The sequence below is a fragment of the Rhodopseudomonas pseudopalustris genome (assembly GCF_900110435.1).
Classification (GTDB): domain Bacteria; phylum Pseudomonadota; class Alphaproteobacteria; order Rhizobiales; family Xanthobacteraceae; genus Rhodopseudomonas; species Rhodopseudomonas pseudopalustris.
The window spans coordinates 477,583-499,971 of sequence record NZ_FODT01000002.1 but is presented as its reverse complement, the minus strand read 5'-3'; the positions used below and the strand labels follow the sequence as shown (position 1 = coordinate 499,971).

Annotated in this window: 18 protein-coding genes and 1 tRNA gene; 11 read left to right on the top strand and 8 right to left on the bottom strand. The window is 64.6% G+C overall.

Going from position 1 to position 22,389, the window contains the following annotated elements:
- Window positions 1-924 carry a LysR family transcriptional regulator gene (locus BMY71_RS05700; RefSeq protein ID WP_041805200.1) on the top strand — a complete coding sequence of 308 codons (924 nt, stop codon included), beginning with the start codon at window positions 1-3 and terminating at the stop codon, window positions 922-924.
- A gap of 338 nt (window positions 925-1,262) precedes the next feature.
- Here BMY71_RS05700 and BMY71_RS05695 read toward each other — a convergent pair whose 3' ends face one another.
- The 3 genes from BMY71_RS05695 to BMY71_RS05685 all read right to left on the bottom strand — a co-directional run bounded on the left by BMY71_RS05695 (window position 1,263) and on the right by BMY71_RS05685 (window position 2,832).
- Window positions 1,263-1,943, bottom strand: coding sequence for a ParA family protein (locus tag BMY71_RS05695; RefSeq protein ID WP_011501872.1), 681 nt, complete (start codon window positions 1,941-1,943; stop codon window positions 1,263-1,265).
- A gap of 148 nt (window positions 1,944-2,091) precedes the next feature.
- A complete protein-coding gene (locus BMY71_RS05690) occupies window positions 2,092-2,469 on the bottom strand; it encodes a hypothetical protein (RefSeq protein WP_041805746.1) in 378 nt (125 codons plus the stop codon).
- 147 nt (window positions 2,470-2,616) lie between these two features.
- A complete protein-coding gene (locus BMY71_RS05685; RefSeq protein WP_041805199.1) occupies window positions 2,617-2,832 on the bottom strand; it encodes a hypothetical protein in 216 nt (71 codons plus the stop codon).
- Between the two features lie 431 nt (window positions 2,833-3,263).
- Here BMY71_RS05685 and BMY71_RS24295 point away from each other — a divergent pair, with 431 nt between their 5' ends.
- Window positions 3,264-3,836, top strand: a complete 573-nt coding sequence (locus BMY71_RS24295) for a hypothetical protein (RefSeq protein WP_139202600.1) — start codon at window positions 3,264-3,266, stop codon at window positions 3,834-3,836.
- A 22-nt stretch (window positions 3,837-3,858) separates the two neighbouring features.
- Here the strand turns inward: BMY71_RS24295 and BMY71_RS05680 are convergent, their stop codons facing one another.
- From BMY71_RS05680 to BMY71_RS05665, 4 genes are all read right to left on the bottom strand, one after another.
- Complete coding sequence (locus tag BMY71_RS05680) at window positions 3,859-4,872, bottom strand: hypothetical protein (RefSeq protein WP_092682292.1); 1,014 nt, start codon at window positions 4,870-4,872, stop codon at window positions 3,859-3,861.
- 202 nt (window positions 4,873-5,074) lie between these two features.
- Window positions 5,075-5,151 (bottom strand) — tRNA-His (locus BMY71_RS05675).
- Between the two features lie 160 nt (window positions 5,152-5,311).
- On the bottom strand, window positions 5,312-5,743 hold the full coding sequence (locus BMY71_RS05670; protein ID WP_011501870.1) for a phasin: 432 nt from the start codon (window positions 5,741-5,743) through the stop codon (window positions 5,312-5,314).
- Window positions 5,744-5,988: 245 nt separating this feature from the next.
- The gene (locus tag BMY71_RS05665) at window positions 5,989-6,372 is read right to left on the bottom strand and encodes a phasin (RefSeq protein ID WP_011501869.1); all 384 of its coding nucleotides are present in this window, start codon (window positions 6,370-6,372) and stop codon (window positions 5,989-5,991) included.
- Window positions 6,373-6,725: 353 nt separating this feature from the next.
- Here BMY71_RS05665 and BMY71_RS05660 point away from each other — a divergent pair, with 353 nt between their 5' ends.
- The 9 genes from BMY71_RS05660 (at window position 6,726) to BMY71_RS05620 (ending at window position 19,581) form a co-directional block, all read left to right on the top strand.
- Complete coding sequence (locus tag BMY71_RS05660; RefSeq protein WP_092682290.1) at window positions 6,726-10,235, top strand: PAS domain-containing protein; 3,510 nt, start codon at window positions 6,726-6,728, stop codon at window positions 10,233-10,235.
- A gap of 79 nt (window positions 10,236-10,314) precedes the next feature.
- Window positions 10,315-11,025 (top strand): Crp/Fnr family transcriptional regulator, encoded by a 711-nt coding sequence (locus tag BMY71_RS05655; protein WP_092682288.1) that lies wholly within the window; start codon window positions 10,315-10,317, stop codon window positions 11,023-11,025.
- Window positions 11,026-11,190: 165 nt separating this feature from the next.
- Window positions 11,191-12,735 (top strand): thymidine phosphorylase family protein, encoded by a 1,545-nt coding sequence (locus tag BMY71_RS05650; protein WP_011501864.1) that lies wholly within the window; start codon window positions 11,191-11,193, stop codon window positions 12,733-12,735.
- Window positions 12,732-13,646, top strand: a complete 915-nt coding sequence (locus BMY71_RS05645; protein ID WP_092682286.1) for a ribose-phosphate pyrophosphokinase — start codon at window positions 12,732-12,734, stop codon at window positions 13,644-13,646. Before BMY71_RS05650 ends, BMY71_RS05645 begins: the two co-directional genes overlap by 4 nt.
- Window positions 13,643-15,256 carry an MBL fold metallo-hydrolase RNA specificity domain-containing protein gene (locus BMY71_RS05640; protein WP_092682284.1) on the top strand — a complete coding sequence of 538 codons (1,614 nt, stop codon included), beginning with the start codon at window positions 13,643-13,645 and terminating at the stop codon, window positions 15,254-15,256. Before BMY71_RS05645 ends, BMY71_RS05640 begins: the two co-directional genes overlap by 4 nt.
- Before the next feature lie 173 nt (window positions 15,257-15,429).
- Window positions 15,430-15,663 (top strand): hypothetical protein, encoded by a 234-nt coding sequence (locus tag BMY71_RS05635; protein ID WP_011501861.1) that lies wholly within the window; start codon window positions 15,430-15,432, stop codon window positions 15,661-15,663.
- A gap of 212 nt (window positions 15,664-15,875) precedes the next feature.
- Window positions 15,876-16,889, top strand: coding sequence for a Fe(3+) ABC transporter substrate-binding protein (locus tag BMY71_RS05630; protein ID WP_011501860.1), 1,014 nt, complete (start codon window positions 15,876-15,878; stop codon window positions 16,887-16,889).
- A gap of 246 nt (window positions 16,890-17,135) precedes the next feature.
- Window positions 17,136-18,782, top strand: a complete 1,647-nt coding sequence (locus tag BMY71_RS05625) for an ABC transporter permease (RefSeq protein ID WP_092682477.1) — start codon at window positions 17,136-17,138, stop codon at window positions 18,780-18,782.
- 160 nt (window positions 18,783-18,942) lie between these two features.
- Window positions 18,943-19,581, top strand: coding sequence for a hypothetical protein (locus BMY71_RS05620; RefSeq protein ID WP_430715314.1), 639 nt, complete (start codon window positions 18,943-18,945; stop codon window positions 19,579-19,581).
- Window positions 19,582-19,619: 38 nt separating this feature from the next.
- Here BMY71_RS05620 and BMY71_RS05615 read toward each other — a convergent pair whose 3' ends face one another.
- The gene (locus tag BMY71_RS05615) at window positions 19,620-22,349 is read right to left on the bottom strand and encodes a cation-transporting P-type ATPase (RefSeq protein WP_092682280.1); all 2,730 of its coding nucleotides are present in this window, start codon (window positions 22,347-22,349) and stop codon (window positions 19,620-19,622) included.
- Window positions 22,350-22,389: the final 40 nt, after the last annotated feature.

Here is a 22,389-nt window from a genome sequence, read left to right as displayed (position 1 = left end):
ATGCCTCGACACCGCGACGGGTTCACCGATATGGATTGGGACAAGCTCAAGGTCTTCCACGCCGCCGCCGAAGCCGGCAGCTTCACTCATGCCGGTGAACAGCTCGGGCTGTCGCAGTCGGCAGTGTCGCGGCAGGTCAGCGCACTCGAACAGGAACTGTCGGTGTCGCTGTTTCATCGGCACGCCCGCGGCCTGATCCTGACCGAACAGGGCGACCTGCTGTTCCGGACCGCGCATGATGTCTTCATGCAGCTTCAGGCCGCCCGCGCCAAGTTGACCGACAGCCGGGAACGGCCGAGCGGCGACCTCAAGATCACCACCACGCCGGGCCTCGGCATCCATTGGCTGGTGCCGCGGCTCGGGGAATTCACGGCGCTCTATCCGGAGATCCGGATCTCGCTGATCGTCACCGACGAAGAACTCGACCTTTCGATGCGCGAGGCCGACGTCGCGATCCGCACCCGCAAGCCGACCCAGCCAGACCTGATCCAGCGCAAGCTGTTCTCGATCGGCTTCCATGCTTATTGCTCACCGGAATACATCAAGCATTTCGGCACGCCGCGCACGCTGGAAGAGCTCGACAATCATCGCCTGATCATGCTGAGCGACAGCCAGGTCCCGCAGCATTTGCAGAACCGGAGCTGGCTGGTCGATGCCGGCCGCAACGGTTCGGGTCCGCGTGAGCCTTACTTCAAGGTCAACAACATCCTTGGTCTGGTGCGCGCGTGCCAGCAGGGCCTCGGCATCGCCGCGTTGCCGGACTATCTGGTCGAGGATCCGAACCGGCTGGTGCAATTGTTCGGTGAAGAGGATTCGATCCAGCTCGACACCTACTTCGTTTATCCCGAGGAATTGAAGTCGGTCGCGCGCGTTCAGGTGTTTCGCGATTTCGTGGTCAACAAGGCGCAACGCTGGCCGAGCTGAGGTCGCTGTCTCCGCATGACTGACATGCGGGCGCCCCGCTTGCTGCGAGATGCATTCAAAGATCAAATGTCTCCACGCTGAGGGTTCGCACTACGCATGTCCCCCTCCTCCAGTAGTGTGGAGCTTCAGTTATCCCTCTTGGAAGGTGATTGTGTCGGCCTCACGTGGCCAAGACCTCAGCCGGGCTCCTCGCGAGCCCGGTTTTTTTTCGTCATATCGCCAAAGCAGATGCGCTGGTCGCCAAAGCGGACGCCGCTGGGATCAATGATGTCATGCCGCGTCGATCGGCCGCGACAGCAACGAAACGCGCGGAATTCCGCGCGCATGTGTTGTGAAGTCTAAGCAGCCTGCTTGTGCATCGCGCCGCCGGAAGAACCGGCCCCGCGAATGGCTTTGACCGAGCGCTCGATCGCGGCCCAGAGGCGATTGATCTCATAGGCGGCGCGGCCTTCTGCCGCATACTCGCGGGCTCCCTGGCCTTCACCAAGCGCCATCAGCAGGTCGGCGCGGTTGGTGATCTGGCCGCCCCAGACCGGCGCCTTGAACTTCGACAGCGCATCGCGAGCGATCGTCACGATCCGGCTCTCGACTTCGTCCCGCAGCGCCGGCGCGCCGTTCAGCACCACCGCATAGGGCTTGCGATTGGCGCGGCAGGTCTGAATCGTATCCTGAACTGCATTGACGTCGAACACCCCGGGACGTGCCGGAATGATCACCATCGTCGCATTCCGGATCGCGTCTTCGACGACCGCGGACAAATTCGGCGGCGTATCGATAAACACCCATTCGATGCCGTCGCGCTTGGCGGACGCAACGATCTCACTGACCGAGCGGGTCGCGGAACGCAGCGGCGGCTCGTTGGTACCACGAAGCTTGTGCCACAGAGTCAGCGATCCCTGCGGATCGGCATCGATCAGCAAACATGGCCGCGACGCTTTGTTGACATGAGCAGCCAAGTGAGCGGTCAGGGTACTTTTTCCCGAACCGCCCTTACGCGAAGCAAAAACGATTACATTCATACGATGGCCTCCCGAATGACCTTTAATTGACAAAGGTGAATCAGGAAGCTGATTCGTGGAAGATAAAACTGCAGGCTGGCGAGGATGCCTGCCGGATTGCAGCTGCCGATTGGCTTTTGAGTCACACTAATCGCGCCAGGGTGCCGTATCAGGCCCTCGGCCGCGGGTCATCGGAGGCACTATGCGGGTGCTGATCAGGAATGAAAGGTTCCGTATCGGCACCCTTGGGACGCTGCCGTTCGAGCCATTTACGCTCCACCCAACTCAACGTCCGCGCCGTCGGCTTCTCCAGCGCCGGCACATCCTGAGCGATCAGCACGAGACCAAGCGGCAACATCCACAACCCCAGCACCGGCAGAAAGCTCAGCACGCCACCACCGACCAGCATCACCCCGAGCGGCAAACGAACGTATTTCGATGATGGCTTCCGCAGCCATCCGACGAAATTCGCGGGCTTCTCCGGCAATTTGGATTCGAACCAAGCCAGATGGCGATCGAGCTCGGCTCGGTGGTCGGCATCGTTCATGATCTGATTCATCCGTTCGAGTTATGAGGCGCATCGGCGCGGCGCCAGCGCGTCAGTCTGACGCGCTGTTGCGTTGGAACCGCTTGCTGATCTTCGCCAAGATGAGAGAAAGGAAATCCGATCGCATCGCCGGAATTAGCCCGGATACTACGCTTCATTGACGCCGACCCCTCGCTGATCGAGCAATGCTTGTCCCTTCGGCGTGACTTCGCAACTATTCGACGCCTCGTCGACCGCGACCAAGCCCCGCGACACCAAGTGATTTAGGTCACGTCGCTGCGCTGCATTCAAATCGCGTCCGCCTGTTCGGGCGACATCGACCATCAGTGCGATCGCGTCGTCCCCCGGTTCGAACTCGGTCATGCCGCCTCCATCTTCGATAAGGAGGAAACGCGGCGCACGGGTGCTCGTTCCGGCAAAGGCGGAGGCTTGGAAGTCGGCGCGAACGTCGGATCAGAGCGTCGCTGTGCCGGCACGGCCAACGGCCGGGCTGTGACGACATCAAGGGGGATTGGTGAGTGGTACAGTTGGGTGGGCTCGAACCACTGACGTCCTGTTCCACAGACACAATCTTTAGTTGCCAAAGCCGTAGCATTTCGGCTCGCTTCGACGAAATTTTTGATTTTAAACCAAATATTCAACTGGATGCGATCGACTCATGAAGAATCAACCTGTAGTAGCACCATCCAGCCATCCCAAATTACCTAGGCATTCATTAGGCGAAGGATGGGATGCCGCGGAAACGACTCACCGAAGAAAGGGGGCGGAACCTCAGGCCCACCCCCGGCAAGCAGGTGGACTACTTCGACCAGCGGATGCTCGGCCTCGTTCTGCGGGTCATCGGCCGCGCTGCGATCGACGCTTGCGTCTCAGCGGGCGTTTTCGAGCGGAGCCGTGTTGATGAAGCCTGCTATTCGGCGTTCTGCGATCCATCGGGGGGATTTTCAGTCTCGATGACGCTTGCGATCGCGCATCGCGAAAATGGCGTCTGCGTCTTCGACGCGGTCCGCGAGCGAAAACCGCCATTCTCGCCCGATGATGTTGTGGAGGAGTTCGCGGCGACGCTGCGCAGCTACGGCATTACCCACGTCCTCAGAGATCGCTATGCGGGCGAATGGGCAAGGAGCGTTCCGATCGGCCGGCATCACCTACGAAGCCGCCGCAAAGCCGAAGAGCGACCTGTATCGGGACAGCCTGCCTCTGATCAACAGCAGAAAGGCCGATCTGCGCGACCACCCGCGCCTGATAAACTAGCTCCTCGGGTCGGAACAGCGCACGGCGCAGCACCATTTCCGCTACAGGCTCAGCGTACCGGCGGGTTCCCAGTTCCGGGCGAGAGAAATTTCGCTTCGCTGCTTCTAAGTTAGTGCCAAATGGCGTCCTGAAATATTACGCATCCTCGACAGCCGAAACACTCACAATTTTTGCGTCGACCATCTTTCCGCGGAGCCTGCGACCACTCATTTCGACAAACAAAGGCTTCTTATTCCATTCAGCGGATTGAAGCACGGTGCGGTGTTCAGCCGAGATAATTGCATCGAATAGAGAGGCGGTTACGATCTCACCGGACTCTATATCTTCAAGAGTTACTCTGAATCCGTTTGCGACTGTAGTATCAACTTTTGCAACACGGTACTGGCCGGCACTGCGCGCTTCAGAACTTTGCGTTCGGCTTTTGGAGCTAATCTCGTTGGCAACATCCTTCGGCAACTCGATGCCTTGAATTTTACCGCCGCGCTCATCCGCAACGGCTCTGACGAGTTCCTCCTTGGCCGAATTGGCACTCTGCTGAATTTGCTTAAGGACCGGTGCCGCCTCTAGCGCTCTAGAAAGCAATTCAGTTCGCTTGGAGTCATGCTGTAAGTATGTCTCGAAAGTGTCGAGTAGCCCTTTGGTCTTCTGATCGTCCGAGGCCGCTTTTCGCTGCTCGCTCTTGAATTTGAGAAAATCACTAAAAGCCAGCTTGCCCGCATAAATTAGGGCAAGTCCCAAAACCAAGATGAGCAGGTCTGTACCGGTCATTTTTGCGATGATTTCGTTTCCGTATTTGGCAAGAATGTCATTCAGATTGATCGAGAGATCGCTGCTTCCTTTTTCAACTTTAACGCGAATTTCAAATTGATCTCGCTCAATCTGTGTCAATGTTCGAAGGTTGCTGTTTCCCTTGGAAAGCAGGGCGTGGGTTCGATAGATCGATGTCTGTAGAGAGATGATTGCAGACATCATTGATGTGGAGATCGTGGCGTCCTCCGGCACGTTCGGAAGATAAATGCGCAGGGTCGGCCATCCGCTCCAAACAATCTCTAGATCATCTGGAATGTCTCCGCGCTTCTCCAACGCATTGCGCAGAAGCGCCCAAGCGTCCTCCTCGCTCGTGACCGTAAATAGTGCTTCTTCAGCCATTTTTGCCCCCAGTGACGCCGGGAGCCTACAACCGCAAAGCGATTTTGGTAAAGCTTACGTGATCCTACGAGTGTGTTTTCCACGCTCACTAGGTCTGATTGCAGGTTTGTTTTCCCAGTCCCACGAAATCACACGTGTGTGGCTCGGTGTGCGTTCCAGGCAGAAGGAGTATGACTTAAGTTCCGCTAAGCGGTTGATTTTGTGGTACAGTTGGGTGGGCTCGAACCACCGACCTCCTGTTCCACAGACAGGCGCTCTAACCAACTGAGCTACAACTGCATCCGGCGCGGCAGCTTGGCCGCGAACGGGCGGAAACTAGGTGCAACGCGGCTCTTTGGCAAGGCCGCGAACGGCCTCCAGACGAATGTCGAGGGTCGCTATCGACAAAAAAGCCCGGGACAATGCCCGGGCTTTCGAAATCGTGCGAACTGCGCCCGGATCAGGCGGCCGAGGTGAAGAGCTTCGAGGCGCTGGCCTTGATCGGCTCGACCGCCTCGGCGGCGACCTTCTGGCTCAATTCGGTCAGTTCCTTGGTCTGGGTGGTCATCACCTCGACCTGCTTCTTGGCGTGCGAGGTCCACATTTCCAGCACTTCCGGCAGCGTCTTGGCGCCGAACAGGCTATGCGCGAAATCGAAGCTGGCGCCGGTGTTGGTCTTCACGATTTCGAACATCTTGGCCGAATAGTCGGTCGCGCCCTTGCTGGCCGTGGAGAACATAGCCTCGATCGTGCCGTTGTTGGTCTCGGCCACGTCCCGCAACTTGCTGTAGCTGTCGCGTGCCTGGGACACGCCCTTTTCAGCAAATGCGCGGACCTGCTCGGGCAGCTGGAACGGGAGGACGGTGGAAAACGGATCGCTCGAATCGGCCATTGGGACATCCTTCGCTGGTGGGGAAATCGAAGTGACCCGCGCGGATGGCCTAAGGAAAAATGGGCCGTCGCCGAGCCTGTTTGGGGACGACCGACGCTGGTCGTCCCTATTCATCAATAGGTAACATTACAATTGTTGCAACGCAACATAAAATCGCATTGCACTGCCAGATTTACAGCCAGCAACAATTCCGAACGCCGCCGAATGTTCCTGATAATCCGGTCCGTAGCGGGTGTAGAAGCTGACTAGCTCTTCGGCTTCGCGGCGTCCTGGGCAGCCTTGGTCACAACCTGCCCGAGTTCGGCAGCCTGCTCGGCCAGGGCCTTCATCTGACCCTGAACGTATTCGCTATGCAGGCGCAGCACGTCGCCGAGGTCCTTGGCGTGGACCAGTTGCTGGGCGTAGTCGAGCGCCGCCGAAACGTTGCGCTCGGCAAAGCTCACGGCCCGGGTGCTGATTTCCTTGGCGTTGGCGCGGACGGTGGCGCCGCGGTCCTCGATCGTGGTGGCGGTCTGCTGGGCGTTGGTCAGCATGTGCTCGAACGCCTTGCGGGCTTGATCGAAGCTGGCCTCTGCCATGGAACGCACTTCCTTGGGGATTTCGAAACGGTCACGCCCATCCTGATCCATGATCGACTCCTATTGCGCCCCGCAGCTGAAGGCGGGGAGGTCGCCTTGCGACCCTCTCCAAGTCTTTTTCCACCCTAATCTCGTCTCGCATCGGCGATATGACCGGCCGGTGGCAGCCGTTCGCATCGTGACCGAATGATTGTTTTTTTCAACCTTGCAACGCAAACGCGGCCGACAAGGTTCTGCCGAGTGGTCGAATTAAGGTTATCGGCGCTTAGGTTGGGACAGCGCGCAGGCGACCGTGGACCTGGCGGCGGCCGAAAGCGATAATGAATTGTTAAGGTTCTTTGCCGGCCGCCGCTTCGAGCTGCTCGGCGCCTGGACCTGACGGGAACCGCCGCGCGCGAGCATCGATGACCAGTTGGGATTTTCAGTTGCGAGGGGTCGACGATCCGCGGCTTGCGGTTCACGCCACGCGTGCGCTTCCGGTCTGGCTGTGGTCAGTCGATGGCACCCGCGTGCTTTGGGCCAACCCGGTCGGCGCCCGGCTTTTCGGCGCGAACAACGGCAAGGAACTCGGCGCGCGGACCTTCGGACCGGCGGATCCCCATCGCCGCCTGGTGGCGCAACTCGCCGGCAGATTGCCGCCGAACGGCGCGACCCGCCTGGAGCGGTTGCGCGGCTTCGGCGCGCGGCTCGGCGCGCTGGTGACCTGCGCCTGCGCGCGGCTGGATTTCGCCGACGGCACCGCCGGCGTGCTGATCGCCGCCGCGGAACCGATCGGCCGCCCGATGTCGCTGGTCGATCGGCTGCGCGGGCTGGTCGAAAGCATCGACACCCCGATTGCGGCATTCGCCCGCGACGGCCTGTTCATCGGCTCGAGCGCCGCCGCGCGCACTTTGCTCGGCTTTCGCAACCTGACCGACGCGGGCCTCGACCAGGCGCGCGCGGACGCACTGCGAAACGGCCGCTCCGAAACCCCGATCGGGATCGGCCGCATGGTGCTGCAACGCGTCGGCAGCGGCAGCGATGTCGGTCTGGTCGCGCTGCTCGCGCCGGGCGATTCGCCAGCGGAACAGCGCGCTACGCAAATTCAGGATCCGGAGCTGCCTGCCGAACCGGCGCAGCAAGACGATCAACCATCGGCGCAGGAAACAGAGTCTGCCTCCGCGGTCAGTCCCGACCCGATCCAGCCTGTCGAACCCGTGGCGGCCGCCGACACCATCGACGACGTAGCATTCGAAAACACCAGCGAGGCGCGGGCCGAACAGGTTCTTCCTGCGGAGACCGCGTCAACGGCCGGAGCCGAACAACAGCCGGCGCAAGACGTGACCGCCGTTGAAGAGGCGTCGCCCGTTGCCGCCGAGATCGCCCCGCTCGCCCCCTCGCCGTTGATCGCGCCGGTCGCCGACGAGCCACGGCCTGAAGCGCCTGCGACCGAAACACTGCCCGACAGGTCGGCGGATGCAGCACCTCACCCCGCGCCGCTCACCGAAGCCGAACCGACCGCAGAGCATCATCCCCTCGACGTCCCGTCGCAGGATGAAACCGAACTTGCCGAACCGGCGATGATCCTTGCGGTCGAGCCGGAGCCAAGCGGCGAGCTCGCGGCCTACGAACCATTGCCGTCGCGCCGGCATCCGCTGCGATTCGTCTGGCAGCTCGACAGCGACAGCCGCTTCACGGTGAGGTCGGACGAGTTCATCCGTCTGGCCGGACCGCGCACCATCGCGCATTTCGGTCAGCCCTGGACCGAGATTCGCGCGGCGCTCGACCTCGATCCCGACGACAGTTTCGCGCAAGCCATTGCGACGCGCCACACCTGGAGCGGCATCACGCTGCAATGGCCGGCCGATGGCGCCAGCCGTCGCCTTCCAGTCGAGATGTCCGGCCTGCCGGTGCAAGACCGCGATGGCAACTTCACGGGATATCGCGGCTTCGGCGTCTGCCGCGATCTCGACGGCCTCGATCAGCTCGCGGCGCGGCGCCAGCGCGGCGGCCCGGACGAACATCCGCCGCGGTCGCTGTCGGCGGATTTCACACCGCGCGACACAACGCTCGTCGGGGACGCGACCGAAACGGCCGCGACCGACGCTTCCTCCCAACAACAATCGGATATCATCGTGGACACCCCGAGAAACGTTCTTCCCTTCCGGCCTATCCACGACGTCCGGTCGCCGGCGCTGACGCCGGTCGAGAACAGCGCCTTCAACGAACTCGCCCGGCAATTGTCGGAACGGCTGGAAAGCGATGCCGCAAACACAGCGGAGCGTCTGTTCGCGGAAGCGCCGACCGATACGCAGCACAACACAATTGCTGAGCAGCCCCCGAAGGCGAACGAGACCTCGCCGAGCGAAACCACCACGACGCCCGAGCAACCGGCGGCGCCGAAAGCCGACTGGCTTGCGCCGCTCGCGACGCCTGCGAAGGGCGACAGCGCGCGCGACCGTGTGCTGCTCGACCTGATGCCGGTCGGCGTGCTGATCTACCGGCTCGACCGTCTGATCTACGCCAACACCGCCTTTCTGCAGCGGATGGGCTTCGCAACCTTGTCCGCGCTCGAAGAGGCCGGCGGCCTCGATACGCTGTATGTCGAAGAAGGCGTCACCGGCTCGAGCAGCACGTCGGAAAGCGGCACGCCGATCACCGTCACGACGACGCAATCGGCGCCGACCGCGGGCCGCCTTCATGCGATCGAATGGGACGGCGATCAGGCGCTGGCGCTGATCTTCTCCGCCACAGCCGAGCCGATCGCTGAAGTCGGCGCGGCGACGCCGATCGCGCCCGAGATCAATGCGCCGTCGGATGTCGGCCATGCCAACGCCGAAGAACTCGGCGCGATTCTCGACACCACCGCCGAGGGCATCCTGATGTTCGACGCCGACGGCCGGATCAGCGCCTGCAACCGCAGCGCCGAGGCGCTGTTCGGCTATGACGGCGACGATCTGGTCCAGCGCAACATCGCGGAGTTGTTCGCGCCTGAAAGCAACGGCGCGGTGCTCGATTATTTCGACAGCGTCAAGGCCGGCAGCGCCGAAAGCCTGCTCGATCACGGACTCGAAGCGCTCGGCCGGGTGCGCGAAGGCGGGCTGTTGCCGCTGACGATGACGATCGGCCGGACCCAGCCCGACGGTCCGAATTTCTTCGCCGTGTTCCGCGATCTGTCGCAGGCGCGCAAGATCGAGACCGAACTCAATCAGGTACGTAAGCTCGCCGAGCGCGCGGCCGGCGCCAAAGCCGACGTCCTGGCGCGGCTCAGCCATGAAATCCGCACGCCGCTCAACGCCATTATCGGCTTCGCCGAGGTGATGATCGAGGAGCGGTTCGGCGCGCTCGGCAACGACCGCTATGGCGAGTACATGAAGGACATCCGCGCCTCGGGCGAGCGCGTGATCGGCATCGTCAGCGATCTGCTCGATCTGTCGCAGATCGAGACCGGCAAGCTCGAGCTGTCATTCACCAGCCAGAATCTCAACGAAATGGTCGAGCAATGCGTCGCGGTAATGCAGCCGCGCGCCAATCGCGAGCGCATCATCATCCGTACCTCGCTTGCGCATCTGCTGCCGACCGTGGTCGCTGATCCGCAGGCGCTGCGCCAGATCTTGATGAACCTGATCGGCACCTCGATCCATCTCGCCAATGCGGGAGGTCAGGTGATCGTCTCGACCGCGCTGTCCGATTTCGGCGAGGTGGTGCTGCGGGTGCGCGACACCGGTCAGCGCCTCAACGAGAGCGAAATCATGGCGGCGCTGCAGCCGTTCAACACGCCGGCGCCGAGCGACCGTTCGGAAACCTCGGGCGTCAGCCTGTCGCTCACCAAAGCGCTGGTCGAAGCCAACCGCGCCAAGTTCCACATCAAGAGCGCGCCGCAATCCGGAACGCTGATCGAGGTGGTGTTTTCGCACGTGCCCGCGCAGGCGTGAGCGGTTTGTCGAACTCGAAGTAAGCACGCCCGCAATCGCGATTTGGCTCGTTTCGGCCACATCAACCGCGAGACATCGCATGGCGACCATCGACGCATCCCTCGTGACGAAGCTGCCGCTGTTTGCGGGGCTGACTGCGGACGAGCTCGACGCCATTCTGCAGCAGGCGCGCTCGATCAGGGTTCCGAAGAACGCCAATGTGTTCGAGCAAGGCGAGGACGCGCATTCCTTCTTCGTGTTGCTGCACGGCCATGTCCGCGCCAGCAAACTGACGCCGGCCGGCGAGCAGGTGGTGGTGCGCTACGTCTCGCCCGGCGAGACGCTGGGCGTGGCGATGGCGATCGGGCTGCTCAGCTATCCAGCGACGGCGACCGCGGTCGACGACAGCATCGTGCTGGCATGGCCGACGGCCGCCTGGCCGCGTCTCGTCGAGCAATATCCGTCGCTCGCCACCAATACGCTGCGCACCGTGGGCGCGCGGCTGCAGGAAACCCATTCGCGCGTCGTCGAAATCTCCACCCAGCAGGTCGAGCAGCGCGTCGCGCACGCCCTGCTGCGGCTCGCCAAGCAATCCGGCCGCAAGGTCGCAAACGGCGTCGAGATCGACTTCCCGATCAGCCGCCAGGATATCGCGCAGATGACCGGAACCACGCTGCACACCGTCAGCCGGCTGCTCTCCGGCTGGGAGCAGAAGGGGCTGATCGAGAGCGGCCGCCAGCGCATCGTGCTCCGCAATCTGGATCAGCTCGTGGTGCTGGCGGACCAAACGCCCGACGACCAGACGTCATGATGCTCGTTTCACCACCGTGCGACATAACGGTTCCGGGCGACCGACATTGACGCGCGTCAATCTGATCCGACGTACCGGCCTCTAGCCTGCTGTCGCGCGCGTAGCCTCGCCTGCCCGCCCTGCCCTTGATCCGGCCATCCGGCCGATGCGCGGAGTCTCCCCGCCGTGAACGCCTCCCACCTGTCCCGTCCACCGCTGACGATCCGGCGGATCAGCCTCGATACCGGCCGCGAAAATGTCGCGGTGATCTCGCGCCGTTCGCGGGCGTTGCGCGCCGACGTCTTTCGTGGCTTCAGCCGGGTCGCGTTGCGCATCAACACCAAAGTGCTGCTGGCGACGCTGATGATCACCGACGACGATGCGATGATCGGCCCCGACGAACTCGGCCTGTCCGAGCCGGCGTTTCGCCGCTTCAACGAACCGGTTGGCAGCGCGGTGAGCGTGTCGCCGGCGCAGCCGCCGGCCAGCCTCGACGCGGTGCGCGCCAAGATCCAGGGCCACACGCTGACGCCCGCGGAAATCACCGCTGTCATCGACGACGTCGCACACTTCCGCTACTCCGACATGGAGATCGCGGCGTTCCTGATCAGCGCCGCACGCTTCACCTCGACCGATGAATTGCTGGCGCTGGTCGACGCCATGGCCTCGGTCGGCACCCGGTTGAAATGGCAGAACCCGATCGTGGTCGACAAGCACTGCATCGGCGGCATTCCCGGCAACCGGACCACCATGATCGTGGTGCCGATCGTCGCCGCGCAGGGGCTGATGATTCCCAAGACCTCGTCGCGCGCGATCACCTCGCCGGCCGGCACCGCCGACACGATGGAAGTGCTGGCGCGCGTCGATCTCGACGTCGAACAGATGAAGCGGGTGGTCACCACTTGCGGCGGCTGCCTGATATGGGGCGGCCACGTCAATCTGTCGCCAGCCGACGACATCCTGATCTCGGTCGAACGGCCGTTGAGCCTCGACACGCCGGAGCAGATGGTCGCTTCGATCATGTCGAAGAAGCTCGCGGCAGGCTCGACGCGGCTCCTGATCGATTTTCCGGTCGGGCCCAGCGCCAAGATCGCAAGCGCTTCCGAAGCGATGCGGTTGCGCAAACTGTTCGAATTCGTCGGCGATCACTTCGGCATCGCGGTCGAGGTGGTAACCACCGATGGCCGACAGCCGATCGGCCGTGGCATAGGCCCGGTGCTGGAAGCGCGCGACGTGATGGCCGTGCTCGGCAACGAGCCGAACGCGCCGGCAGATCTGCGCGAAAAATCGCTGCGGCTCGCCGCGCATCTGCTCGAATACGACCCTCTGCTGCGGGGCGGCGCCGGTTACGCACGGGCGAAGGAGCTGCTCGACAGCGGCGCGGCGCTGAAGAAGATGCAGCAGATCATCGACGCGCAGGGGCCGTCCGTGTGCAACTCCGAACTCGGCAGCCATGCCGCCGACGTGCTCGCGCCGGCCGACGGCGTGGTCAACGGCATCGACTGCCTGCGCATCAACCGCCTCGCCCGCACCGCGGGGGCGCCGATCGTGAAGGGCGCCGGCATCGATCTGTTCAAGAAGATCGGCGACCGCGTCGATCAGGGAGAACCGATCTATCGCATCTACGCCTCCGACCGCTCCGAACTGGACCTCGCGATTGCGGCCGCGGAAGCAGAGTCCGGTTTCTCGGTCAACCATCACTCTCCCGCCGCCGTGGAACCGGTGTCGTGACCACCGCGATCCAGTGCCTGGCTTCGACCGCCGACGACGCGACGCGGCTCGGTGCGCGGCTCGGCGTGCCGGTTCACCGGATCGCGCAGCATCGGTTTCCCGACGGCGAGATCGCGGTGACGGTCGGCCCCGCGGCGGCGACCACGATCCTCTACCTGCCGCTCGACCAGCCGAACGACAAGCTGCTGACGATCCTGTTTGCCGCGGAAGCGCTGCGGCGCGACGGTTGTTCCCGGCTCGTGCTGCTGGCGCCATATCTCTGCTACATGCGCCAGGACATCGCCTTTCATCCAGGCGAGGCCATCAGCCAAAGGGCGGTCGGCCGCCTCCTCGCCGGTCTGGTCGATCGCGTCATCACGGTCGACGCGCATCTGCACCGGACCGCAACGCTTGGCGAGGTGTTTCCCGGGATCGTGGCCAACGACTTATCGGCGATGCCGGTGATCGCCGCGGCGCTGTGTCAAAGCCGTCTCGCGCCAACGACCATTGTGGTCGGCCCCGACTCCGAGTCGCAGCCATGGGTCGATACGCTGGCGGGACTGATCGGCGCACACTCGGCCGTGGCGCGCAAGATCCGCCACGGCGATCGCAGCGTCGAAATCGCCTTCGACGACCCCGCGCGGATCGCCGGCCGCCCGGCCCTCCTGATCGACGACATCGTGTCGTCGGGCGGCACCCTGATCGCGTGTGCGCAGGCGTTGCTCGCGGCCGGCGCGACATCGGTCGACGCGGTCATCACTCACGCGCTGTTTCCGCCGAAGATGCTGCCCGAGTTCACCGCGGCGGGCATCAGCTCGATTCGCTCGGCCCACACCGTGCCGCATCCGACCAACGCCATTGTGCTCGACGACCTGTTCGCCGAGGCGCTGCGCGACGAGGTCGGTGCGGCGCCCCCGGAGGCACTCACATGAGCATCACCCTACGGTTCTGCGGCGCCGCGCGCACCGTCACCGGCTCCTGTTACTTGTTCGAGACCCGAAACGGCCGCTTTCTGGTCGATTGCGGTCTGTTCCAGGGCCAGAAGACTCTGAAGGAACTGAACTACGGCGCCTTCCCATTTCGCGCGTCGGCGGTCGACGCGGTGCTGCTGACGCATGCGCATATCGACCATTCCGGCCTGCTGCCGAAGCTACTACGCGACGGCTTTCAAGGGCCGATCTTCGCCACCCGCGGCACCATTGATCTGTGCTCCTACATGTTGCCGGACGCAGGCAGCATTCAGGAGTCCGAAGTCGCAATGCTAAACCGCCGCAACGTCGCGCGCGGACGGCCGGAAGTGAGCCCGATCTACACCCAGGCCGACGCCATCGCTTCGCTGCAATTGTTCCGGCCGGTGGACTATGAGACCTGGACCAACGTCATTCCCGGAGTGCGCGCCCGCTACTGGAACGCGGGCCATCTGCTGGGCTCGGCATCGATCGAGATCGAAATCGCCGGGGAAGGCCGTTCCGCCTCCGCGCTGCGCGTGCTTGCCTCCGGCGACATCGGGCCCGACGAAAAGCTCTTGCAGCCCAATCCGGAAGCGCCGTCGCATTTCGACTACGTGATCTGTGAGTCCACCTATGGCGACCGCATCCGCGAGGCGACCTCGTCGCAACTCCGCCACGAGCGGCTGGCGGCGGAAGTGAATGCCGCCGCCGCTGCGCGCGGGGCGCTGGTGATCCCGGCATTCGCCGTCGAGCGCACCCAAGAGCTGATCGTCGATTTGATCGACCTGATGGCGCGTGGCGCGATTCCGGCTGCGCCCATCTTTCTCGACTCGCCGCTGGCAATCCGCGCCACAGAAGTCTTCCGCCGCCACGCGGCGAGTCTCGACGAGGACGTCGATATCGAACGTCTGCTGTCGTCGCCGCATCTGCGCTTCACCGAGACTGTCGAGGAAAGCAAGGCGATCGCCAAGCTCTCCGGATTTCACATCATCATCGCCGCAAGCGGAATGTGCGATGCCGGCCGCATCCGCCATCATCTGAAGCGCTGGTTGTGTCGAAGTAACGGCACCGTGCTGCTGGTCGGCTATCAGGCACAGGGCACACTCGGCCGCTTCCTGCAGGAAGGCGCGACATCCGTACGGATCATGGGCGATGAGATCCGCGTCAAGGCACGTATCCGACGTATCGACGATTACTCCGGCCACGCCGACGCCAATGAACTGGCGCGCTGGATCGCAGCACGTCGTCCGATCGAGCGCGGGCTGTTTCTCGCGCATGGCGAGGAAACCGCGATCGCCGCGCTGGCAGAGCGGATCTCCGGCGGAGTGTTGCCTGCCGCAAAAATCTTCCAGCCGGTGCTGGATGACATCTACGAACTTGCGGCGGCCAGCCCGACACCGCTCGACGCCAAACATCGCCGCCGGCTCGAACCCGAGGCCGTGGTCAAGCTCGACTGGCACAACGACATGTCGAAGCTCATCCTCGATATCAACGAACGCATCGAGACGGCGGCGGACGCCCGCGCTCGCAGCGTCATTGTCCGGCGGCTACGCCGCGCGCTGGACGAAACCGACCGTGACAAGCGCCCATAAACCGGTGAGAGGCACATCATCTCGCGACACATTGCCTAAATACCGTCGAATACCGCGATGAACGCCAAACATGCCGAACGGCGCCGGATCCCGCTCGCCAACGCAATCGGCTCGCAGCTATCTTGTTTGCTTTTCCCCGCCGGCTGTGTGCTAGACTATCTCGCAGACGCGAGATGCGGGGGACGCAAGTGGTCGCGAACTATCATGTCGCCGTTGGCGACCAGAATGCACTCGGGCAGTATCTGGTCGACCGCACCGTTAGTCCCGACAAGCGGCCGCATCTGCGGATCGGCTGCATTCATTGCGGCAACGAGTATCTCGCCACCGACGTGAGCTTCCACAATTGCAAATGCCCGTCCTGCCAGGACGGCGAGAACAATCGTCCGATCTCACGCGATCTGATCTGAGACGGCTGCTTCGAAACAATTGAATCTGGTTAACAGCGCTTTCGATGCCCCGGCCGGCCGCATTTCGTCTGATTGTGGGCCAGGGCTGGTGCGCGCGAGTGGCCGTTCTGGCGGCTGGAATCGCTCTAATCGCGACATTCCGTCGCTGCACTCCTTCGCCCCCCTGAGCTACTGACACCGGGTATCAACTAGCCCGTTCAGGAGTCCGCTGCATGAGCCGCCACCGCGCCGCTGCCCTCGCCTTCGTTGCCGTTCTGCTGCCGCTGCAGGCAGGAGCCGCCGAACAGGTCAATGTCTACACCTATCGCGAAACCAAGCTGGTTCAGCCTTTGTTCGACGCCTTCACCAAGGACACCGGCATCGCCGTCAACGTGATCTCGGCGAGTTCCGGGCTGGAGCAGCGGATCAAGGCGGAAGGCGCCAACAGCCCGGCCGACGTGCTGTTGACAGTGGACATCGGACGCATCGACGAAGCGGTGCAGGCCGGCATCACCCAGCCGATCAAGTCCGCGGTGATCGACGAGACCGTGCCGCCGCGCTATCGCGATCCCGACGGGCACTGGGCCGGCATCTCGATGCGCGCACGGGTGATCTACGCCTCGAAGGAGCGCGTCAAACAGAACGCGATCACCTACGAAGAGTTGGCCGACCCGAAATGGAAGGGCAAGATCTGCATCCGGTCCGGCCAGCACATCTACAACAACGCGCTGTTCGCGGCCTATGTCGCCAAATACGGCGAGGAGAAAGCCGAAGCCTGGCTGCGGGGGCTGAAAGCCAATCTGGCGCAGAAGCCGTCGGGGGGCGACCGTGAGACCGCGCGCGACGTCGCCGCCGGCAAATGCGACCTCGGCATCGGCAATACCTATTACTGGGCGCTGATGATGAATGGCGACCCCGACAAGAAGCCGTGGGCCGAGGCGACCCGGGTGATCCTGCCGACCTTCGAAGGCGGCGGAACCCACGTCAATCTCTCCGGCGTGTTGCTGGCGAAGAACGCGCCGAACAAGGACAACGGCGTGAAGCTGATCGAATGGCTGGCCGGCGAGAAAGCGCAGCAGATCTACGCCGACGCCAACTACGAATATCCGATCCGCCCCGGCGTACCGCTCAATCCGACCATCGCCAGCTACGGCCGGCTGACGGCCGATCCGTTGCCGATCGCCAAGATTGCGGCGCAACGCAAGGCCGCCTCGACCCTGGTCGACAAGGTCGGATTCGACAACTGAGCCGCGCCGGCCACTCCCCGTCAGGGCCGGGCTTGACCCGGCCCTCCAAGGGAACTCCCGACGCGCGGCCTGAAGACGTGGATGCCCGGGACCCGCCTGGGCGTGACGGTGCGCGTGCGACATCCGCCCATGGCGTCGTTGCACGACCGGCCGGCCTTCGAGGAGCAGCGGTTGCGGCGCCTATCCAAACATGAGGCTTCGTCGCGTCACATCCTCGTCCGCAACGCCGCTGCGCGCCTGCTCACGATGAGAGCGTCGGTGCGGGCGTCGCGTGTCGAATTCATCGCGCTCGGAATCGCGCTGCTGGTTGGGCTGATGGTCGCGGCGCCGGTGATCAGCCTCGCGGTGACCGCGCTGCAGCCCGCTGTCGATATCTGGCCGCATCTGCTCGCTTACGTGCTGCCGCAGTCGCTGCGCGACACCGCGCTGCTGTTAGCGGGCGTCGGCACGCTGACCCTTCTGATCGGCGCCGGCACCGCATGGCTGGTGTCGTCGCATGACTTCCCGGGCCGCGCGCTGCTGATCTGGCTGCTGCCGCTGCCGCTCGCGGTGCCGACCTATCTGTCGGCTTACGTCTATGTCGATCTGTTCGAGCCGCTCGGCCTCGCCCATCGCACGCTGACGCTGCTGATGCCGGCGGCGGAGGCGGTGCATTGGCTGCCGCATCTGCGCTCACTGCCCGGTGCGGTGCTGCTGCTCGCTCTGGTGCTCTACCCTTACGTCTTTCTGTCGGCGCGCGCGGTGTTTCAGGCGCAAAGCGCGGATGCGATCGAGGCCGCGCGGACGCTGGGCGCCGGACGCTTCACCATCCTGCGACGCGTGATCCTGCCGATGGCGCGGCCGGCGCTCGCGGTCGGCGTGGCGCTGGCGGCGCTGGAGACGCTGAACGACATCGGCGCCAGCGAGTATCTCGGCGTCCGCACCCTCACGGTCTCGGTGTTCTCGACCTGGCTCAACCGCGGCAGCCTCGCCGGCGCGGCGCAATTGTCGCTGGTGCTGCTCGGCTTCGCCGCGCTGCTGATCACCGTCGAGCGGATCGGCCGCCGCAACGCCAACGTCGAATTCTCCGCCGAAAACCCGCGGCTGCGGCCGCGCACGAAGCTGGCGGGCCTCAAGGGCTCCCTCGCCTTCGCCGCCTGCCTGCTGCCGGCGCTGCTCGGCTTCATCGTGCCCGCCGCCTATCTGCTCGGCGAGAGCCTGCGTCGCAGCCTCGCGGGGCGGATCGATCCGTCGCTGTGGCGCGATGCGCTGCATACGGTGACGCTGGCGTCGATCGCGACGGCGCTGGCGCTGATGCTCGGCCTGATCGTGATCCTCGCCGCGCGCTGGCGTCCCAGCCGGACCGCAACCGCGGCTGTCTCGGTGGCGCAGCTTGGCTACGCGCTGCCGGGGCTGGTGCTCGCGCTCGGCCTGCTGGCCCCGCTGCTGGCGCTCGACGGCGCGATCGCCACGTTTGCGCAATCGATCGGTCTTGCCTCGCCCGGCCTGCTGCTGATGAGTTCGGGCGGCGCGGTGATCGCCGCCTATGTGATCCGCTTCCTCGCGGTGCCGACCGGTCTGCTGAAAGCCGGCTTCGAACGGATCCCGCGCGATTACGACGACTCGGCGCGCGCCGCCGGCGCAAGCCGGCTGGTGACGCTTGCGAAAATCGACCTGCCGCTGCTGAAGCCGGCGCTGCTGGGCGCCGCGATCCTGGTGTTCGTCGATTGCCTGAAGGAGCTGCCGGCGACGCTGCTGCTGCGGCCGCTGAACGTCGACACGCTGTCGACCTCGATCTACCAATACGCCAGCCGCGGCAGCTTCGAGGAGGGCGCGCTCGCCGCCTTGATCATCGTCGCCGCCAGCATCCCGCCGGTGATCTGGCTGACGCGGTTTTCGGATCTGCCGGAGTAAAGCGCCAGCCCCATAACCAACGTCATGCTGAGGCGCCGCGGCGCAAGTGAGAAGCTGCACGTATTGTCGACGATGGAACCCGGAAGCGACCATCGGCCGCTCCCGCTGGCCTTCGGACGCGCCAAGGCGTAGAATCCGGCACCTTATGACGGAAGCCCGGATGACCCACTTCGCAGCCAAAATCAGCCTCGCCATCGCCGCCGCGCTGTGCCTCGGCGCGCAGGCGGCGTCGGCGCAATCGGCGCCGATCCGCTATTGGGTGCCCGGCGGCCCATTCGGCTTCGGCGGCGGCACGTCGCAGAGCTGGCAGACGCTGAATTGGGGCGACGTACCTGGCTTTACCGCCGACAGCGTCAGCGGCGAGGACGGCGAGCGGACCGGCTTCGCGTTCCGCAGCTACAGCACGCCGGTCAGTTCGTTCGCCGGCGGTTCCGCCTGGCGCGGCGTCGGCGGGATCGGCGGCGCCGGCGCATTCGGCAATTTCAGCGCGCTGACCTCCGAGGGCGCGCAATACGGCTATAATTTCAAGGGCGTCGGCGGTCTGCCGGTGACGCTGTTCGGCGGCGTCGATACGCTGAAATACAATCCCGACGTATTCACTTCGCTGACCTCGCCGGGCTTCAGCAGCGGCAACACCGCGGCCACTGCCGTTCACGGTGGCGTCGAGATCCGGCCGACGTCCAATCTGAGCCTGTCGGTCTCGGCCGGCTACGTCCAACCCTCGGGCGCGGTCGACAGCGACATCCGCTCGTCGCTGCTACCCGGCGAGTCGACGATGTTTTCGGGCGGCCGGCGGTAACCAAACCTTATCCGGTTTCGACCAGGTTCGGCCTGGAGCTACGGACCGCTGCGCGTCGACCAACGCTTTTCGATCTCCACCAGCACCAGCAGAATGACGCCGACCGCGACGATGACGAGTCCGTCAGCGAGCGACACCGCACGGCTGTCGAACACTTTCTGCAGCGGCGGGGCATAGGTGAAGGCGAGCTGCGCGATCACCACGATCCCTACGCCGATCAGCACCGCAGGTGTGCCGACGACGCCTTGCCAGGTCAGTGACGGGCCGCGAATGTAGCGGATGCTGAACAGATAGAAGATCTCCATCACCACCAGCGCGTTGACCGCCATGGTGCGCGCGGTCTCGACCGGCAGCCCCCGTACGGTCGCCCAGGCATAAATCCCGAACGTCCCCGCAACCATCAGCACAGACACGAACACGATCCGCCAGAGCAACAGCGCCGACAGCAGCGGCTGGTTCGCCGGCCGCGCCGGACGCCGCATGGCGTTCGGCTCGGTCGGCTCGAACGCCAGCGTCAGGCCGAGCGCGACCGCGGTGACCATGTTGATCCACAGGATCTGGATCGCCGTCACCGGCAGAGTCAGTCCGAACGCGATGGCGAGGATGATCGTCAGCGCTTCGCCGCCATTGGTCGGCAGCGTCCAGCCGATCACCTTGGTGAGGTTGTCGTTGACCGTGCGGCCCTCGCGGACCGCGGCGGCGATCGAGGCGAAATTGTCGTCGGCCAGCACCATCTCGCTGGCCTCCTTCGCGGCCTCGGTGCCGTTGGCGCCCATCGCGATTCCGACATCGGCCCGCTTCAGCGCCGGGGCGTCGTTGACGCCGTCGCCGGTCATGGCGATCACCGAGCCGTCCTCCTGCAGCGCCTCGATCAGCCGCAGCTTGTGTTCGGGGCTGGCGCGGGCGAACACCACCGCCTCGCGGGCGTAGCGGCGGAACACGTCGTCTTCGGCGACGTCGAGATCGCGTCCGGTGACCGTGCTCGGATCGTCGGCGAGGCCGAGCTGCAGCGCGATCGCGCGTGCAGTGGCGGCATGGTCGCCGGTGATCATCTTCACCCGGATGCCGGCCGCGCGGCACTCGGCGACCGCGGCGATCGCTTCGGGGCGCGGCGGATCGATCAGACCCACGAGACCGAGCAACGTCAGGCCTTGCGCCACGTCGGCCGGCGCGAGATCGCGGACGCCGCCCGGCAGGCGGCGGCGGGCGATCGCCAGTACGCGTTGCCCGCTGGCGGCCAGCGCGTCGCTCTGGCGATCGAACCAGTCGCGATCGAGCGGCCGCACGCCGTCGATCGTCGCGACATCGCCGCACATCGAAAGCACCGATTCCGGCGCGCCTTTGACATAGGCGACGGGCTCGCCGTCACACAGGTGCAGCGTCGCCATGAAGCGATGCCGCGGATCGAACGGAACGTCGTCGATGCGCGAAAACGCGGCCACGGCCGCTGCCCGGTCATGGCCTGCCTTGACAGCCAGCGCGACCAGCGCGCCTTCCATCGGATCGCCGTCGACGACCCAGTCGGCGCCGACCTGGCGCAGGCCGGCGTTGTTGCACAACAGCGCGGCGAGCGTGAGCTGCTCGAGCACGGCGTCCGCGGCAGGGTCGATCGCGCCGGCCCCATCAAGGCGAAAGCCGCCTTTGGGCTCGTAGCCGACGCCATCGACCTCGATCCGGCCGCGCGCGGCCACGACGGTCCGCACCGTCATCTGGTTGCGCGTCAACGTGCCGGTCTTGTCGGAACAGATCACCGAGACCGAGCCCAGCGTCTCGACCGCCGGCAACCGGCGGATGATCGCGTTGCGCCGCGCCATCCGCTGCAGGCCGACCGCGAGCGTGATCGTCATCACCGCCGGCAGGCCTTCGGGGATCGCCGACACCGCCAGCCCGATCACGATCATGAACGCTTCGTCGAGGCGGTAGGCCTGCACGAACACCGCATAGGCGAACACCAGCACGGAGACCGCGAGCACCACGAAGGTGACTTGCCGCGCGAACTGATCCATCTGCCGCACCAGCGGCGTCGCCAGCTTTTCAACCGAGCCGATCATGGCGCTGATGCGGCCGAGCTCGGTGGCGCCGCCGGTGGCGATGACGACCCCGGTGCCCTCGCCTTCGGTCACCAGCGTGCCGGAGAACGCCATGCACTGGCGGTCGCCGAGCGATGCGTCGGCCGCAACCGCGATGTCGTTCTTTTCGGCCGGAACGGATTCGCCGGTGAGGATGGCTTCGTCGATACGCAGATTGCGGGCGCGTAGAATCCGCAGGTCAGCTGGAACCCGGTCGCCGGCCTCGAGCACCATGACATCGCCCGGCGCCACGTGATCGGCGGCGATCGTGACCCGACGACCGTCGCGCAGCACCGAGGCATGCGGCTCGATCATCTTGTGGATCGCCTCAAGCGCCTTCTCGGCCTTGCCCTCCTGCACGAAGCCGATCACCGCGTTGATCAGCACGACGCCGACGATCACCATCGCATCGGTGACGTGGCCGATCGCCCCCGCCAGCACGCCTGCGGCCAGCAGTACGTAGATCAGCAGATTGTGGAACTGCAGCGCGAACCGCAGCAGCGCGCTCCGCTCGGCTTTGGTTGGCAGACGATTGAAGCCGAAGGTGACGAGCCGCCGCGACGCCTCGTCCTCCGTCAGCCCGTCCGCACCGCTGCGCATTGCGGCGAGCGCGGCGCCGGCGTCGAGCGCGTGCCAGTTCCGGTTCGACGCGTCAGGCGCATCGTCGCGTTGAAGGGCCGAGCTTTCCGTGGGTGCCATGGATTCCGTTCCAAGATGTCATGCGCCTCGGCGCCGCACG

Coding starts and splice junctions, on each gene's coding strand:
- BMY71_RS05635 (WP_011501861.1), top strand. CDS start 15,430: ATGCGGGGGACGCAAGTGGTCGCGAACTATCATGTCGCCGTTGGCGAC.
- BMY71_RS05690 (WP_041805746.1), bottom strand. CDS start 2,469: ATGAACGATGCCGACCACCGAGCCGAGCTCGATCGCCATCTGGCTTGG.
- BMY71_RS05615 (WP_092682280.1), bottom strand. CDS start 22,349: ATGGCACCCACGGAAAGCTCGGCCCTTCAACGCGACGATGCGCCTGAC.
- BMY71_RS05640 (WP_092682284.1), top strand. CDS start 13,643: ATGAGCATCACCCTACGGTTCTGCGGCGCCGCGCGCACCGTCACCGGC.
- BMY71_RS05700 (WP_041805200.1), top strand. CDS start 1: ATGCCTCGACACCGCGACGGGTTCACCGATATGGATTGGGACAAGCTC.
- BMY71_RS05665 (WP_011501869.1), bottom strand. CDS start 6,372: ATGGATCAGGATGGGCGTGACCGTTTCGAAATCCCCAAGGAAGTGCGT.
- BMY71_RS05620 (WP_430715314.1), top strand. CDS start 18,943: ATGACCCACTTCGCAGCCAAAATCAGCCTCGCCATCGCCGCCGCGCTG.
- BMY71_RS05695 (WP_011501872.1), bottom strand. CDS start 1,943: ATGAATGTAATCGTTTTTGCTTCGCGTAAGGGCGGTTCGGGAAAAAGT.
- BMY71_RS05625 (WP_092682477.1), top strand. CDS start 17,136: ATGAGAGCGTCGGTGCGGGCGTCGCGTGTCGAATTCATCGCGCTCGGA.
- BMY71_RS05630 (WP_011501860.1), top strand. CDS start 15,876: ATGAGCCGCCACCGCGCCGCTGCCCTCGCCTTCGTTGCCGTTCTGCTG.
- BMY71_RS05660 (WP_092682290.1), top strand. CDS start 6,726: ATGACCAGTTGGGATTTTCAGTTGCGAGGGGTCGACGATCCGCGGCTT.
- BMY71_RS05685 (WP_041805199.1), bottom strand. CDS start 2,832: ATGACCGAGTTCGAACCGGGGGACGACGCGATCGCACTGATGGTCGAT.
- BMY71_RS05670 (WP_011501870.1), bottom strand. CDS start 5,743: ATGGCCGATTCGAGCGATCCGTTTTCCACCGTCCTCCCGTTCCAGCTG.
- BMY71_RS05655 (WP_092682288.1), top strand. CDS start 10,315: ATGGCGACCATCGACGCATCCCTCGTGACGAAGCTGCCGCTGTTTGCG.
- BMY71_RS05680 (WP_092682292.1), bottom strand. CDS start 4,872: ATGGCTGAAGAAGCACTATTTACGGTCACGAGCGAGGAGGACGCTTGG.